Annotated in this window: 12 protein-coding genes and 1 tRNA gene; 7 read left to right on the forward strand and 6 right to left on the reverse strand. The window is 53.4% G+C overall.

Features of this window, described 5'->3' with window-relative positions:
- Positions 1–5: 5 nt before the first annotated feature.
- From ABD851_RS16700 to ABD851_RS16710, 3 genes are all read right to left on the reverse strand, one after another.
- The gene (locus tag ABD851_RS16700) at positions 6–1,205 is read right to left on the reverse strand and encodes a proline dehydrogenase family protein (protein ID WP_344981439.1); all 1,200 of its coding nucleotides are present in this window, start codon (positions 1,203–1,205) and stop codon (positions 6–8) included.
- Positions 1,206–1,356: 151 nt separating this feature from the next.
- Positions 1,357–2,868: a RagB/SusD family nutrient uptake outer membrane protein gene (locus ABD851_RS16705; protein WP_344981441.1), complete on the reverse strand. Its 1,512-nt coding sequence runs from the start codon at positions 2,866–2,868 to the stop codon at positions 1,357–1,359.
- A gap of 74 nt (positions 2,869–2,942) precedes the next feature.
- Positions 2,943–6,026, reverse strand: coding sequence for a SusC/RagA family TonB-linked outer membrane protein (locus tag ABD851_RS16710; RefSeq protein ID WP_344981443.1), 3,084 nt, complete (start codon positions 6,024–6,026; stop codon positions 2,943–2,945).
- Positions 6,027–6,524: 498 nt separating this feature from the next.
- Between ABD851_RS16710 and yiaK the strand changes: the two genes are divergently transcribed.
- Complete coding sequence (gene yiaK, locus ABD851_RS16715; protein ID WP_344981444.1) at positions 6,525–7,505, forward strand: 3-dehydro-L-gulonate 2-dehydrogenase; 981 nt, start codon at positions 6,525–6,527, stop codon at positions 7,503–7,505.
- On the opposite strand, the gene murB is transcribed toward yiaK, so the two are convergent.
- Positions 7,502–8,524, reverse strand: a complete 1,023-nt coding sequence (gene murB, locus ABD851_RS16720; RefSeq protein WP_344981446.1) for a UDP-N-acetylmuramate dehydrogenase — start codon at positions 8,522–8,524, stop codon at positions 7,502–7,504. The two genes, yiaK and murB, sit on opposite strands and share 4 nt — an antisense overlap.
- 41 nt (positions 8,525–8,565) lie before the next feature.
- The gene (gene priA / locus ABD851_RS16725; protein ID WP_344981448.1) at positions 8,566–11,007 is read right to left on the reverse strand and encodes a replication restart helicase PriA; all 2,442 of its coding nucleotides are present in this window, start codon (positions 11,005–11,007) and stop codon (positions 8,566–8,568) included.
- Positions 11,008–11,119: 112 nt separating this feature from the next.
- Between priA and mtaB the strand changes: the two genes are divergently transcribed.
- The 4 genes from mtaB (at position 11,120) to ABD851_RS16745 (ending at position 13,370) form a co-directional block, all read left to right on the forward strand.
- Positions 11,120–12,388 carry a tRNA (N(6)-L-threonylcarbamoyladenosine(37)-C(2))-methylthiotransferase MtaB gene (gene mtaB, locus ABD851_RS16730; RefSeq protein ID WP_344981450.1) on the forward strand — a complete coding sequence of 423 codons (1,269 nt, stop codon included), beginning with the start codon at positions 11,120–11,122 and terminating at the stop codon, positions 12,386–12,388.
- Positions 12,389–12,551: 163 nt separating this feature from the next.
- A tRNA-Val gene (locus tag ABD851_RS16735) sits at positions 12,552–12,626 on the forward strand.
- Positions 12,627–12,757: 131 nt separating this feature from the next.
- A complete protein-coding gene (locus ABD851_RS16740) occupies positions 12,758–13,009 on the forward strand; it encodes a hypothetical protein (RefSeq protein WP_344981452.1) in 252 nt (83 codons plus the stop codon).
- Positions 13,010–13,046: 37 nt separating this feature from the next.
- A complete protein-coding gene (locus ABD851_RS16745) occupies positions 13,047–13,370 on the forward strand; it encodes a type II toxin-antitoxin system VapC family toxin (RefSeq protein WP_344981454.1) in 324 nt (107 codons plus the stop codon).
- A gap of 27 nt (positions 13,371–13,397) precedes the next feature.
- On the opposite strand, the gene ABD851_RS16750 is transcribed toward ABD851_RS16745, so the two are convergent.
- Positions 13,398–15,041, reverse strand: a complete 1,644-nt coding sequence (locus tag ABD851_RS16750; protein WP_344981456.1) for a sodium:solute symporter — start codon at positions 15,039–15,041, stop codon at positions 13,398–13,400.
- A 181-nt stretch (positions 15,042–15,222) separates the two neighbouring features.
- Between ABD851_RS16750 and ABD851_RS16755 the strand changes: the two genes are divergently transcribed.
- Together ABD851_RS16755 and ABD851_RS16760 are read left to right on the forward strand one after the other, a co-directional pair.
- Positions 15,223–15,438, forward strand: a complete 216-nt coding sequence (locus ABD851_RS16755) for a hypothetical protein (protein ID WP_344981458.1) — start codon at positions 15,223–15,225, stop codon at positions 15,436–15,438.
- Between the two features lie 106 nt (positions 15,439–15,544).
- The gene (locus ABD851_RS16760; protein WP_344981460.1) at positions 15,545–16,846 is read left to right on the forward strand and encodes a peptidoglycan DD-metalloendopeptidase family protein; all 1,302 of its coding nucleotides are present in this window, start codon (positions 15,545–15,547) and stop codon (positions 16,844–16,846) included.
- Positions 16,847–16,859: the final 13 nt, after the last annotated feature.

Raw genomic sequence — 16,859 nt, forward strand, 5'->3', positions numbered from 1 at the left:
CGAAATCATTGACTACTGACTATTGACGCTTTCCGCCGCCGGATCTCCTTCCGGATAAGGCCGAGCTCCCTGCCGGTCTGCCCGGCAATGGAAGTATTCTCCTGGGCCCGCCGTATGAGATAGGGCAACACCTCTTTAACCGGTCCGTAGGGCAGGTATTTGGAAACCCGGAAGCCGGCCTTAGCCAGGTTGAAGGTGATGTTGTCGCTCATACCATAAAGCTGTGAAAAATGCACATGCGGATGGCTGGCCGGCAATCCCTTCTCCTGCATCTGCGCAACGCCCAGCAGGCAGCTTTCCTCATTGTGCGTACCCATAAAAAGGGAAAGCCCTTCGAGATGTCCGATACAAAACCGGACCGCCTGGTTATAATCCCGGTCGGTAGCGGCTTTGTCCGGCTGTATGGGAGACGGATAGCCGAGCGCAGCCGCCCGCTTTCGCTCTTTTTCGAGGTAAGCGCCCCGCACCAGCTTGGCGCCCAGGATATAACCGGCATGACGGCTTTTTTCAAACGATTCCTCCAGAAAGGAAAGCCGGTCGTGACGATAGAGCTGGAAGGTATTGTATACTATAGGTTCCAGCTGGTTAAAGGTGGACATCATTTCATCCGCCAGCTCATCCACTGCTTGCTGTATCCAGCTTTCTTCCGCATCGATCAGCACGCCCGTCTTTTTTGAGGCAGCCGCTTTACAAACAGCGTATATGCGTTTACGTATGCGTTCCCATTCCTGCTGCTCTGCTACGGAGAGCGCAGCGCCGCTGTGCTTCTTCTCCAGCAATCCAAAGCGAGAAAATCCGGTAATCTTAATGCTGATAAAGGGAATATTGGGTTGCCCCGATGCGTAGTGGATGGCCCGGATGAATTCGGGTACGGCGCGATCATAATTTTCTTCCCCCTCAGCCGCTTCCACGCCGTAGTCCAGCGCCGCCCCCACGCCAAACTGTCCGAGCTTTCCTGCGGTACGGCCGGCTCCCTCAAGAGATTCCCCGCCGCAGAACTGGGCAAAGAGGGTTTCCCGTATCAGACCGGTCACAGGCAGACCGGCTTTCAACGCCATACGTATAAACCGGGATCCTGCCTTTACCAGCCAGGGATAGTGCATGGCTGAAAATATCCAGCCGGCTTTACGAAGTGCCTTGTCCGTTTTATAGGCAAAAGCATCCTCCGTATTGTCAAACGAAAGTGCCGATAATGGTTGCTCCATAGAAATAAACCCTATGCGGCAAATGTAAGGGATTCCGCTAAATAGGAAATACAGCCACGGATACAGAAAGATATCCGGCAAGCAGACTTCTTTACATACAAAAGCGGTCCCGCCGAGGCGAGACCGCTTTGCCATAAAAATATTATCCCCTTTAAAACCCCGGGTTATTGGGCAGCAGATTCGGGTTAATATCCGATTCATGCTTGGGTATCGGGAAAAGCAGGTTCTTTTCCTGGAAGGCCTTTCCCCAGACGGTCTTATGGCCGACAAAGTCATCCCAGTTGCCCGTCACATCGTTATGCACCTTGCGGGTGCGGACCATGTCGAACCACATCTTGTTCTCAAAACAAAGTTCAAAATAGCGCTCCAGCCATACCTCATGCTCAAAGGCGGTCTCGCCCATTGCAACAATAGGCGCCAGCTTTGCCCGGGCCCTGATCTGGTTGACGTACTTGATAGCATTCGCATTGGGACCGCCTCCGGCCCGGTTGGAAGCTTCTGCGTACATCAGCATCACATCCGCCAGCCGGTACAAGGTATAGTTCAGATCGGACTTGGCAGTTTCCGTTATTGCATTTACATCAAACCACTTGTAGATATAATGGTGTTTGAAAGTGATAATCTCCGAGGAACCTTTCTTTTTATAACTGGTATAGAAGAACTGCTTTTCTGCCACACGCTTGTCTCCGGCAGGGAATGAATTGATGAACTGATCCGTGGGAAATACCGAGCCATACTCATCCGCGTACGCAGAGATACCCGAATAGTTGGGGACATTCAACGGAGTAAGCGGATTAACAGAAGGTACACTGGCCGCATATTGCACCTGCAGTATAAATTCTCCCTTGTTTTTGTTCGCCGGTTTGATCATATCGGTATACTCCGGGAACAGCGTATATCCCCCTTTCTGGATGACCTCCAGGGAGCGCTTGGCCGACTCGGCATAGTACTGGTTACCCCCTTTGATCGCCGCCCCCGCATAGGTGAGGTATACATCCGCGAGGATGGACTTCACAGCCCCCATGGAGATACGTCCTCCTTCATCCCGCCAGGGGAGGGTGGATTTTTCCGCTGTGAGCAAGTCTGGAATGATGATGCTGTCGTAAATGGCCTTGGCCGGGGTGCGGGGCAGGTTCAGGCCATTCAGGTCTTTGGGCAACTCAGTAACTTTTGGCACGGCCCCATACATCCGCACCAGGAAGAAATAATACAATGCCCGCAGGGCATGTACTTCGGCCAGCATATTGGTCTTTGCCTCGTCCGTCAAACCCGGAGCAGTTATATCTGGTATTTTCTGCAGGGCCAGGTTACATTTTCCGATACCCAGGTACATCTGCTGCCACCAGGTATCAAAATAAAAGGAAGTTGAATTGTAAGTAAGTGTCTGAAAATTCACAAAGCCGGTTTGACCCAGATCGCTGTTGGATTTCCCGGTCATGAATTCCATCAGGTTCCAGGTATTGCCACCGTAGGAGGAAGGCTGACCGGCCAGAAAGCCCTGCATGCTGCTGTAGGGGCCGTTCGCCAGGGCTCTTGCCACCTTCTCGCTGGACAGGGGCGTATTGGGGGTAATAAAGCCGGTGGGCTCTTCCTCGAGGAACTTCTTACAGGAGCTTCCAAGGAGCAGCGCCGCGGCTATGATGAGATATGGTATCTTTTTCATCTGTAGATATTTTGTCTTTTTCAATTGATCAACAAACCGGAAATCTTGCATTCCGGACAACAGCACGACACGCTTTAAAACTTAACCGATGCCCCCAGCGTCCATACGCGGGGACGGGGATAAGGGAAGAAATCCAGGTTCTGTGAAAAAGCAGGGCTGTCTCCATAACCGGTCATATAAGTATCCACTTCCGGGTCGTATCCGGTGTACTTGGTAATGATGAACAGGTTGTCCACGCTCACATAAAAGCGCAGCTTGGACATCTTCATCTTAGACAGGGTGCTCTCCGGGAAGGTATAGCCCAGCACAAAGTTCTGTCCCCGGATAAAGGAGCCGTCCTCCACCCACCAGGTATCGAAATGCGAATCCTGTGCAAACTTGTAGTTCCGGACCTGGGAGATCATGGTGTTCTGGTGATCTTCCGTCCAGCCATCCAGCACCGTGGTCAGGCTATTGGCGATGGTCTGCCGGTCTTCGGAAGAGTGCTTGAAGGTAGCGGCTGTATTCACCCCCTGTACAAACCGGATGTTGGCGGACAGGTCCCAGTTCTTCACCGTGAGCTTGGTGCTGAATACACCCGTCCATTTGGGATAGGCGCGCCCGATGATGCTGTAGTACGGGCTGCCATCCTCATTGTAAATATATTTCCGGTCACCGGGCTTCAAACCGTGCTCATCGGCTTCTGCGGCCTCATCGGAGCCGTAGGTGCCCAGGCGGGTCATGCCGTAAAAGGAACCGATCGGATAGCCTACCCGCAGCACATTGGTCTCACCCAGGAAGTTGGGTCCGGGGAAGATATCCGCATTGCCCTCATTCAGCTTCAGGATGGTATTCTTGTTGGAGGCAAAGGCAAAATCGGTGGTCCAGGTAACGTTCTTTGTCTGTATGTTCGTGGTGCTGAGGCTGATCTCAATGCCGGCATTTCTTACAGATCCTACGTTTTTATAGACATAGGGGGTTCCCATACCAGCCGACCAGGGAATAGGAGCCTGCAGCAGCAGATTCTTGGTTCGCTTATTATAATAATCCGCTTCCAGGCTGACCCGGTTTTCAAACAAGCCCAGCTCGATGCCTACATCGGCCTGAATGGATTTTTCCCATTTCAGGTCCGGATTGCCGAGACGATCGGGAACCAAAATAGATTGATTCTCTCCGCCTAAAACCGTATTACCGGCAATAATGGTAGCAAGGGAACGGTAATTGCCAATCTCCTGATTACCGGCCGCGCCGTAGCTGGCCCGCAGCTTCAGATCGCTGATAGTTTTATTATCTTTCAGGAAGTCTTCGCTGGAGATGCGCCAGGCTGCCCCGATGGAGGGGAAAAAGGCGTATTTATTATTTTCCCCGAAAACCGAAGAACCGTCGTACCGGCCGGTGGCAGTCACCATGTATTTTTCAGCGATATTGTACATCAGACGGGCATAATAGGAATTCATGGTCCGCTTTCCGTCCGAGGTGCCGATAGCTTGTTTTACCGCACCGGCGTTCAGGTTATGCCACTGGAAAAAATCGTCCACAAAATCCTGCCCTTCCGCGTTGACGCTTTCCGAATAATTCTCCAGCCAGGAAACCCCCAAGAGGGCAGTCAGTCGTTGCTGCTCGCTGATCTGCTTGTTCCAGGTCAGGTAGCTCTCCGACTGCCAGTAATAGGCCTGCCCGGAACTGCTGGTAGCTACTCCGCCCTGGTCTGCCGATAAATGCTGCAGATTCATGGAAGAGTAAAAATTCGATTTATTTGAAGCTACGCCGTATCCGAAGTCCGTCTTAAAATCCAGGTCCTTGGTCAGATGGAACAACAGATAAACGCTTCCCAGGGTCTGCTGGGTATTGTTCAGGCCATAACGGTTATGTGCAATATCCACCGGGTTGGGCCCGCCTTCCAGACCGTCAATATCAAAGTTGCCCGCCCAGATCCCGTCGGGATACTTAACCGGCAGGATAGGCACTTCCTCCGTCACCATCCTGGGTACATTCAGACCGCCATTTGCATCAGAAACCATTCTTTGCTTATCCTTGTTAAAGGCTATATCGCCCCCGATCTTCAGCCAGCTATTGATGTCGTTGTCCATCGTAAAACGCACCGAATAGCGTTTGTACCAGGACTCGATCATGAGCCCGTTCTGATCCTGAAAGCCGAGGGAAAGGCTGTACAGGGATTTATCGTTTCCGCCCTGCAGGATCAGGTAATGGTTGGTGGAGACAGCCGGTTTGTAAGTTTCCGATTCCCAGTTGGTATTGTAGAGCGGGTTGTCGTTTTCGTCAAACAGCAGCGGAAAGTTCTCGTGATTCAGCGCCTTGGGCGGCGTTTGCACTTCTCCCAGCGGATCAAACTTTTGCCCATTTTTATACGCCTCATTATACACATCGATAAACTGTTCCGAATTGAGCGTCTTCAGGTGCCGGGACAGGGTGCTTACATTCACATTCCCCTCATAGGAGATGGTCGGCGGTCCGGCCTTACCCCGTTTGGTGGTCACCATAATAATACCGTTGGAACCCCGGGCCCCATAGATGGCTTCGGAAGAAGCATCCTTCAGCACCTGGATGGACTCGATATCGTTCGGGTTGATGGTGTTGGGCGGCACGCCGACCACCCCATCCACCACGAACAGGGGATCCAGGTTGGAGCTGATGGAGGCGATACCGCGGATCCGGATCTTGGCGGCCTGCCCCGGGGCATTGCTGTTGACGTTGACATCCACACCGGGCAGCTTGCCTTCCAGGGCCTGCGAAACGTTGGGCACCGAAGGCCGGTCCATCAGCTTTTCCGAGTTGATGGTGCCGATGGCGCCGGTGACGTCGGATTTCTTTACCGTACCGTAACCGATGGCCACAAACTCGTTCAATTGAGTGGAAGACATGCTCATCGTAAGATTAACGGTGTGCTGGTTGGCTACAGGTACTTCCTTTTCCTCATAGCCGGTGAACGAAAAGACCAGCGTAGCGGTATTTCCGTCAGGTACTTCCAGGGCATATTTGCCGCTTGCATCGCTGGCTGTGCCTGTGGTAGTACCCTTTACCCGTATCGTCACCCCCGGCAAAGGAGCGGAGTTGTCCGCGCTGGTTACCGTACCGGTTACCCTGAACTGCGCAAAGGCAGCGACAGGCAGCAGGAGCAACACCAAGACGATACATCTCTTGTTTAGCGTGTTTAACATAGATTTTGGTTTTGAAATAACAGAAAGAACTGAGGAATCGGGATATTTTAGCGACAGAAAGCAGGTCCGGGACATGCTCCGGCTTCATCCGGCAGCCGGACCTCTCCTTGTGAGAGAATGGCAGGACTGCCGGAAAACAGCGGAGCATGAGATCTCCCTACCGGGGTGGAGGGTCACCCGGGGAAAAGGGCAATACAGTAATGTTGAATCGATTTAGCAAACTACCGTACCGGTAAAGATGAGTAGACATATACAATGGTATTTAGATATTGGTTAATGACGTTCGCTTTATAAAAAAACAGCAATACTGTGTTTCTTTATTTCATCATGCCCGCCATGCAGCAATCAGATTCATAAAAATAATTTTTTCCTTTTAAACCACCTAATTATTTCGTCCTGTCCTTATTTCTTTTTATCCGTGAATGGGAATTTTTATTTATCATTGTCTTATTCATCCAATCTGTTCTCAGTACCGGTAAGACGGTCTAATTCCCTTATATGCATAACATACCTTTTCCGGAATTAAAGACAGTCTTTAAGCAGATTCTGCTGAAGCATGCTTTTCCGGAAGACCGCGCCGAATGCTGCGCCCGCATCTTTGCCGAAAACAGTCGCGACGGGGTACCTTCGCACGGACTGAACCGCTTTCCTGTTTTTATTTCCCATATTAAGGAAGGCCTTATTGATGTGCAGGCAGAACCGGAGCAGACGGATGCCCGGGGCATGATCGAACAATGGGACGGGCGCCGCGCACCGGGTATGTACACGGCCACGCTGGCCGTTGCCCGCGCAGCAGCGCTGGCTGCGACCGGCGGTATGGGTATGGTCGTGGTAAAAAATACCAACCACTGGATGCGGGGCGCTACCTATGCCTGGCAGGCGGCGGACCAGCACTGCATCAGCCTCTGTACCACCAATGCCATGGCCATCATGCCCCCCTGGGGCGGTACGGCTCCGCGGCTGGGCAACAACCCGCTGGTGATCGGCATTCCCCGGGAGCGGGGACACCTGGTGCTGGATATGGCGCTTTCGCAATTTTCTTTCGGGAAGCTGCAGGAATACCGACTGGCCGGAGAAACGCTGCCCGTCGCCGGCGGTTTCGATACAGCGGGCCAACTCAGCAAAGATCCCGTGGCAGTCATGGATGCCAAACGATTGCTGCCGGCCGGATACTGGAAGGGAGCAGGTCTTTCTTTTATGCTGGATGCGCTGCTGGTCAGCCTTAGCGGAGGACGTTCGGTAGCGGACATCGCAAGCAGCGGTAAGGAAAGCGGGGTCTCCCAGCTGTTCCTTTGCATACATTCCACCGGTGAACATGCTTCCCTCGTGGAGGACATCCTTGATTTTACAAAAGCGGGCTCCGCGGATGGCAGCATACGCTACCCCGGGGAACGGACCCTGGCTGCACGGCGCAGAAGTGAAAAAGAAGGAGTGCCGGTAAACGAAAAAATCTGGCAGGAAGTGCTGGCTATGGTTTAGTACACATTCACTTCCCGTTCCAGCTGTACCCCGTACCGCTGCGCCACACTCTCCGCGATCTTTTCCGAGAGACGGTAAATGTCGGCACCCGAAGCCCCGCCGTAATTCACCAATACGAGCGCCTGCCGGGCATGTACGCCGGCATCTCCCTCCCGGTAGCCCTTCCACCCGCATTGCTCGATCAGCCAGCCTGCCGCCAGCTTGTATCCTCCTTCCGGAAGCGGGTAGGCCACGATATCGGGATGATCTTTCTGCAGCTGCTCATATTTTTCGCGCGCTACTTCAGGATTCTTGAAAAAGCTTCCCGCGTTACCGATCTTGGCCGGATCGGGCAGCTTGGCGGTACGGATACGGATGACCGCTTCGCTGACCGCGCGTACGGAAAGCTCCTTCACCCCCATGGTTTCCAGCTCCTGCCGGATGGCCCCGTAAGCAATGTTGAAGCGGGGCTGCTTAAGCAGCCGGCAGGTAACGCTCAGGATGGCAAACTGTTGCCGGTACTGTTTCTTGAATACGCTTTCGCGGTAGCCAAATCCGCATTCCGCATTTGAAAAGGAGACTATTTTCTTTTCCTTCAGCTGCATGGCTTCAAGAGTATAAAAAACATCCCTGATCTCCGTACCATAGGCTCCGATGTTCTGCATAGGACCGGCGCCGACATTGCCGGGGATCAGCGAAAGGTTTTCCAGTCCGCCCCAGCCCCGCTCCACGCAATATTGCACAAACCGGTGCCAGTTTTCTCCCGCGCCAGCCCGTACATAAACATATTCCGCATCTTCCCCCGTTTTTTCGATGCCCCGTATCTCGTTCTTCAGCACGGCGCCCTGCACCGGCCGGGTAAGCAGGATATTGCTTCCTCCGCCCAGGATCAGCGGCGCCGGCATACGCAGACGCGCATCATCGAGCAGTCCGCGCAGCTCCTCCGCCGACGAAAAGGTAGCATAATAGCGCGCCTTCTCATCCATACCAAATGTGTTCAGCGCTTTCAGGGAATATTGTTCGTAAATCGTCGTAGACATGTTTTTAATAACTGTTTATCCGGTTTCGTGCGCCTGCCATATTACATGCAGTCCACATCCGGAACGATCTGTAATGATTTATAGGGCGGAAGGGACTGCATCCGTATAAATTGCGCGCGCAGCACCTGTTTATAGCTTTCCATGCGCTGCAGCGTGCGCGGCAGCTTGATCAGCATTTCCATCAGATAATAGCCGCGTATACGTCCGACGGGAGGCACCGCCGGCCCTACCCTGTAATACTGCAGCTCCGCCGGAAGACCTTCAGCCAGCACGGCGGCCGCCTGCCTGACCACTTCCTGTTTTTTGTGCTTCAGCGTAATCCGCAGCAGCCGGGAAAAGGGAGGATACCCGAACCGTTCCCGCTCCGCAATTTCCACGTCAAAGAAGGCCTCGTAATCGTGACGCACCACATACCCCAGCACAGGATGCTGCGTGTTGGCCGCCTGTATGATCACCCGCCCGGGTGTATCCTTGCGCCCGGCGCGACCGCTGACCTGCTCCATCAGCTGGAACGCCCGCTCATGGACCCGGAAGTCCGGGTAGCTGAGCAGGCTGTCCGCATGCAGGATACCTACTAGGTTCACATGATCAAAATCCAGTCCCTTCACCACCATCTGCGTGCCCACGAGAATGTCTATACGCCGTTCTTCAAAAAGCCGGATCAGCTTATGATGACCTTCCCTGCTCCTGACAGAATCCAGGTCCATCCGCGCCACCCGGGCATGGGGAAACAAGGCCACAAGGTCATCCTCTACTTTTTCGGTACCAAAGCTGCGGGTGACGAGCGTGGGGCTGCCGCAGGCAGGACAGGCATCCGGCCGGGGATACTGCTGCCCGCAATAATGACAGTGCAGCTTATCGTGATGCTTATGATAGGTCAGTGACACATCGCAGTTGCGGCACCGGGGCACAAAACCGCAGGTGGTACATATCATGAAAGGGGCATAGCCGCGCCGGTTCTGAAAAAGGATCACCTGCTTATCTGCTGCCAACGTCTGTTCGATGGCCTCCCGCAGTTGTGCGGTAAAATGCCCGGAAGACTGGTGATGAAAGGCCGCCTTACGGGTATCCGAAATTTCGATGGAAGGCATGGCCGCGCCGCCGTATCTTTCCCGCAGGGTCACCAGCCCGTATTTGCCGCGGCGGGCATGATAATACGATTCCACCGAAGGAGTGGCCGACCCCAGCAGCACCCTGGCCTTAAACAGGGTAGCATAATAAATGGCGGCATCGCGGGCATGGTATCGGGGCGCCGGATCCTGCTGCTTGAAAGAAGGATCGTGCTCTTCATCCAGGATCAGGAGTCCCAGCTCCTTGAAGGGCAGCAGCAGGGCAGAACGGGCGCCCAGGACGATCCTCGTCTCCCCGGACTTTACCTTTTTCCATATCTCTACCCGTTCATTATTGTTGAAGCGGGAATGATAGATGGCAATGCGGTTCCCGAAATGCTGCTGCAACCGGCGGACGATCTGCGCAGTAAGGGCGATCTCCGGCAGCAGGTACAGCACCTGCTTATGTTGTCTCAGCCATTGCTCTATCAGACGGATATACACCATGGTCTTACCGCTGGAGGTAACGCCATGCAACAGTACTACCGACTTTTTCCGGAAATGATCGTGGATCTGCTGCAGACAGTCCTCCTGTTCGTCATTCAACGTCAGATCAAGCTTTATCTCCGGCCCTGCATTCAGCGGCAACCGGTCCACCGGCTGCTGCTGTATTTCGAGCACGCCCTTTTCGACCAGGCCTTTCAGCTGGGCCGACGAAGCGCCTGCCTTCTCCAGCAGCTCCCGCTGGCGCACCACACCGGAGGTATGACGGAGATGAATATACGCCAACAGTAATTCCATTTGCCTGGGCGCCCGTTGCAGCTGGTCAAAGAGCGGCGCCAGCGCCGCTTCGTCGGCATATTCCGGCCGCAGCATCACTATCTTTTCGGTCTTGGGGCGGTACGCCTCCTTCAGCTCTTCATAAATATAGCAGACCTGCTTTTCCAGCAGCCTCTTCATGACCGGATAGACCTGCGCTCTGCCCAGCACCTGCTGTATCTCATCCAGCTTCAGCTCCCTGCGGATATGCAGGGCTTCTGCTACCAGGTATTCCTCGTCATCCAGTCCGCTGAAATCATCTCCGTAAAGTTCATTGAACAGGAAAACGGTCTCACTGGAAAGCTTCAGGTAAGCGGGCAGCGCTGCATTCAGCACTTCGCCCTCCGAACACATATAATAACGGCTCATCCACTCCCAGAAAGCCAGCTGAACAGGATTAATCACCGGCTCCTCATCCAGCAGGTAGAGCAGCGGCTTGGGCGTATATTCTGCCGGCGCTTCCTCATGCAGCCGCTTCACCACCGCCGCATATTTTTTGTTTTTTCCGAACTGCACCGCCACGCGGCTGCCCGGCTGCACCTCCAGCTCCGGCGGTACGGCATAGGTATAGTTCCGGGGCAGGGCTAACGGCAGTATAACATCAGCAAACGGCATGCGGGCGGATTAAGGAACAAACCTACAGGATTTTTTTTTCATGAGGGATATGCCCGCCGGGCGGACTACGCTCCGCTGCAGAATTTTAGATACCTTTGCAGGCCGATACGCCATGAACCGATCCGTAGCTTTTCACACGCTGGGCTGCAAGCTCAACTTCTCCGAGACCTCCACGCTGGGCAGGATGCTGGAAGAGGAGGGCTTTGTCCGGAAGCCTTTTGAATCGGAAGCGGATGTGTACGTCATCAACACCTGCTCCGTAACGGAAAATGCCGACCGGGAGTGCCGGCAGATCGTACGGAGGATCCGGCGCAGGGCCCCGGAGAGCACGATCGTTGTAACGGGATGCTATGCGCAGCTCAAGCCGGGAGAGATCGCCGGCATCGAAGGAGTAGACCTGGTGCTGGGCGCCGCCGAAAAGTTCAACCTGGCCCGCCATCTGAAAACCACGGACAAAAGCGGCGCCGCACGGATATGCTCCTGCGACATCAGCGACCTGCAGGGCTTCCGGGCGGCATGGTCGCTCCACGACCGTACCCGCACCTTCCTGAAGGTACAGGACGGCTGCGACTATCCCTGCACCTACTGCACCATTCCCCTGGCCCGGGGACACAGCCGCAGCGATACGATCGCCGGCGTACTGGAGCATGCCCATACCCTCGCCCACAGCGGGGTGAAGGAGATCGTGCTTACCGGCGTCAACCTGGGCGATTTCGGAAAAGGAGATGAGGGAGGACGGCAGAGCAATGAGAATTTCTCCGCGCTGGTGCAGGCGCTGGATGAAGTGCCGGGCATTGAACGCTACCGGATTTCCTCTATCGAGCCCAATCTGCTGACCGACGATATCATCGCCTTCGTGGCCCGTTCCGGAAAGTTCATGCCCCATTTCCATATACCGCTGCAAAGCGGCTCCGATCGCATTCTCGGGCTGATGCGCCGGCGTTACCGCCGGGAGCTGTATGCAGAGCGGGTAGCGCTGATCCGGCGTCTTATGCCGCATGCCTGTATCGGCGCTGATGTGATCGTGGGCTTTCCTTCAGAGTCCGAAGCGGATTTTGAGGCTACCTTTGATTTTCTGCAGGACGTGGACGTATCTTATCTGCACGTCTTTACCTACAGCGAGCGCAACGATACAGAAGCGCTGCGGATCAGCCCGGTGGTACCGGTTCCGGTAAGACAGGAGCGCAACCAGCGCCTCCGCCAGCTTTCGGTAAAAAAGATGCAGCATTTTACGGCGCAGCAGCGCGGGCAAAAACGGCCGGTGCTGTTTGAAGAGCAGCACAAGGAAGGCCTGATGGAGGGGTATACGGATAATTATATCCGGGTATCCGCTCCTTACCAGGAAGACCTGGTCAACCGGGTCGTGGAATGGGTGCTTTAAACGGCCGGTTCAGCGCATCCGCCTTCCAGAGAAACATAGCTGCTGTCTAACTCTGGACCCGCTGATTAAGAGTCAGCTGCTCCCGGAATTGAGGGTTGCTGCCCCTGAAATTTTTTTTTGCAAAATAGATTTTGCGCTTATCTTTGCAATCCCGTTACAAAAAGGGAGCTTAGCTCAGCTGGTTCAGAGCATCTGTCTTACAAACAGAGGGTCACAGGTTCGAACCCTGTAGCTCCCACACCCAAAAGGCTTCGACGTAGATGTTGAAGCCTTTTTTATTTGCCCTTCCTGGTGTTTCATAATGTTAAAATGGGAAAGTGGACCGCAAATCCCCTTACTTTTTGTATCTTTATATTAAAATCAACTACTATGTCTTTACAATATATTTCGGATCAATCCGGTAAACATACGGCAGTGGTCATTCCCATAAACGATTGGAAAAAGATGCTCAACAAGCATTCCGATTTAAAGCAACTTGAGAAACAGTCTGCAAAGGACCATCCTGTCGCTAAAAAATATAAGATGGCAGATTTTGTCGGTACAATATCGACTGAAATGGCAGAAACACTTCAAAAACATGTTGAACAAAGCCGCAATGAATGGCAAAACAGCACTTTTTAATTGACACCAATGTGTCATTGCAACTTTAGGCAATGCCTTGCCATCCAAGGGCCTTCAATTTATAGAAACGATAGACCCGATTATTTCTGTCATCACTCAAATAGAATTGCTGGGATGGCATGGGGCTTCAGATAAACAGCTTGTTCCATTAATTGATTTTGTAGAAAAGGCCGCTATATTTCCGTTGGAAAGTGATATAATCCAAGAAACCATCTCGCTTCGTCAAAAATTCAAGATCAAAACACCCGATGCCATTATTGCCGCTACGGCATTGACCCATAACCTCAGTTTATTGACGCGTAATACCGCTGATTTTAAACAAATCCCCGAGCTTAGGCTGATCAATCCTTTCGAATTGTAAAGCTCTATCCAAAACAGAGAATAGCATTCAGAAAAACAGGGCATACAAGATCAGCAGCAGGATCACCAGTATGCAGGAAGCAATAATGTTCCGCTTTCTCCGGCTCGCGCTTTCGACCTTGTAGGATTCGGAGAGGTCTACATGTCCCGCATACCGGAAGGTCAGACCGTTGAGCTTTTCCTGTGCCGGAGCTGGTGTCAGCACGCTGACGATCATCATCAGCACCAGGGAAAACGCGAACAGCAGTATGGCAAAATGCATGAAGTTCATCGTGACCATCGTCCTGATAAAAGGATCGGTGAAGGGATGGGTTTTGTGGATCACTTCCAGCACAAAACGCAGCAGCCCCAGCACAAAGCCCGTCCACAATACGATGCTGGCGCCCCGGGCATTCGCCTTGGGCCATAATAATCCCAGCAGGAACACACAGGCGATCGGAGGGCTCAGGTAGGCCTGTACGCTTTGCAGATACACATACAGCTGGTCAGACAGGCTGTTGACCAGGGGCACCCAGGCTATGCTGATGAACACCAGCACCACGGTAGCCAGCCGCCCGAAGTTCACCTGCTGCCTTTCGGAAGCCTCCGGCTTCCATTTCTTGTACACGTCAATGGTCATCAGGGTGGAGGTACTGTTGAAGCAGGCCGCCAGGGAAGCCAGCAGGGCAGCCAGCAGGCTGGCCACGATCAGTCCCCGGAAGCCGGCGGGCAACAGGTACTTGATCAGCACGGGATACACATCGTTCGGATGCAGCGTTTTCCCGGGTAGCAGCAGCCCTTTCTGCTGCAGGGCATAGGCGATCAGCCCCGGCAGCACCAGGATAAAAACAGGCAGTATCTTCAGAAAACCGGCCATGATGGTCCCGGTCTTTGCATGATCGATGTTTTTGGCCGCGAGCACGCGCTGCACAATGCTCTGGTCGGTACACCAATACCAGATACCCACTACAAAAGGAGCGATGATCACGCCGGTCCAGGGAAAGTCAGGATCGCTTACCGGCTTGAACATGCTGAAATAGCCGTCGGGAACATGGCTGACCAGCTCGTGCCATCCCCCTACCCGGTGCAGCCCGATAAGGGTCAGCACAATGGCGCCCGTAAGCAGGATGAACGTCTGTATCAGCTCGGTGTAGATCACCGCGCTCATCCCGCCCAGGATGGTATACAGACCGGTGGCCACCACCAGGAAGATGGAAGAGGTATACAGGTCCCATCCCATCACCAGGTGCAGCAATATGCCCGCGGCAAAAAGATGTACGGATATCTTGGTAAGGATATAAGCCACGATGGATACGGTGCTCAGGTACCAGCGGCTGGAGGCGCTGAACCGTCTTTCCAGGAATTCCGGCATGGTAAATACGCCTGACTTAAGATAAAAGGGCACAAATACCCAACCCAGGAACAACAGGCAGACGGATGCCGACCATTCAAAATTGCCCACCGCGATGCCCGAGGTATAGCCCGATCCTGAAAGGCCGATAAAATGCTCGGTGGAGATGTTGGAAGCAAAAAGGGAGGCTCCGACGGCAAACCAGCCCACGTGTCGGCCGGCCAGGAAATACTCGGTGGTATTGCGTTCCTTGCGGGCAAAATAAAAACCGATGGCAAAGATGATCACGAAATACACGCCGATGATGGCGTAGTCCCAGAAGCCGAATGAAAAATTTTCCATAAAAACCGATATAAGAGAACGGAGGTTTTACCCCTTCGGCTTCCCAAGATAATATTTTGAAGACATTGCGTAAAATATTATCATCTCCGGTTTCATTTTTTTGCTGTAGTTTAGTTCCCCGTAACCCCTGCCCCAGATTATTAAATCAAATACAAAATAATAATACTATTATCATTCGATCATGGAACATCATTATTGCATATTCGGACTGGAAAGGACAGATAAGCGGTCCCCGGTCAGCACGGAAAGCGCCTTGCATCTTATTGAATTTGAAAAAATATTCCCGGAGCGGGAACTGGCGGAAGAAGCGCTGAAATATATCCTGAACAACGAGCCGGATTATGCGCAGTTCAACCGGTTCGATGAGTACATTATTCAGAAAGTGTACACCCCCTGACCCTCCGTAATTTTATTCCGAATTTAAGCCGGGAGGACATACCACAGCTTTCTTTTTGCCGTTTTACCAGATGAAGAAGTGGTCGTCCCGCCTGAAAATTATCCGAATGCGCCTACAAAATAAGAAGCTGATCTGGATCCCAGCAGCCATCGGCATCACACTCATTGCAGGAACACTGGTACTCGCCTTTTCCCACACTCCCCGCCCTGTAAAAACCACTCCCCCGCCCGTCAAAGCCCCGGTAGCGGTAAAAAAGACCCTTTTCGGACTGCCTGCCGACTCCTTCCGGATCACGGAAGGCACTATCCAGCGCAACGAGCTGCTGTCCGGCATACTGGAACGTTACGGGCTGGACCGCTCCACCATTTATAACCTCAGCCGGAAATCCCGGCCCGTTTTTGATATCCGGAAAATGAAGGCCGGCAGCCGCTATCTTGTTTTTTCCTCAAAAGATTCTTCGGCGAAGACGGCGTATTTTGTTTACCAGGCCAACCCGGTCGATTATGTGCTGTATGATCTCCGGGATTCCATCCGCATCACGACGGGAAAAAGACCGGTCACTACCCGTGTCCGGTCGGTCGGCGGCGCCATCAGCGGCGGCTCAATGTACAGCTCGCTCGAGCGGCTGAACGGCAACCCCCTGCTGGTACCGCAGCTGGTCAATATCTTTGCCTGGGCCATCGACTTTTACCATCTTCAGGAGGGCGACTGGTTCAAGATCGTATATGAAGAAAATTATGTCCCCGATGGACCGGCAGGGCTGGGTAATATCAGGTCGGCCGTGTTCTCCCATGACGGGGAAAAGTTCTATGCCTTTTATTTTCAACCCGACCCCGGCAAGCCGGGCGCTTATTACAATGAGCAGGCCAAGAGCCTGCGGCAGGCTTTTCTGAAAGCGCCCCTGAAGTACAGCCGCATCACCTCTCATTATACCAAACGCCGATTTCATCCGGTACAGCATCGCTGGAAGGCGCATCTGGGCACCGATTATGCCGCGCCAACCGGCACACCCATCATGAGTACGGGTGATGGTACCGTCATCGCCTCCACCTATTCCCGCTTCAACGGCAATTATGTCAAAATCCGGCACAACAGCACCTACACCACACAGTACCTGCATATGAGCAGGAGGGCGGTGCATGCCGGCCAGCGGGTAAAGCAAGGTCAGGTGATCGGTTATGTCGGCAGCACAGGGCTGGCCACCGGTCCCCATGTATGTTACCGCTTCTGGAAAAACGGACAGCAGGTGGATGCACTGAAACAACATTTTACCCCTACAGAGCCGGTAGCCGCGGCAGACCTGCCCCGCTTTGATTCCCTCATGCGGCTCCAAAAAGGAAAGCTGGAGGATATGCCGCTCGATACGGCCGAAGAAGAGCCGGAGGAAGTGCTGGCTTCAGCCCTTTAAGGCAACTGCAGCG

This window comes from Compostibacter hankyongensis, assembly GCF_039541075.1.
Classification (GTDB): Bacteria; Bacteroidota; Bacteroidia; order Chitinophagales; family Chitinophagaceae; genus Compostibacter; species Compostibacter hankyongensis.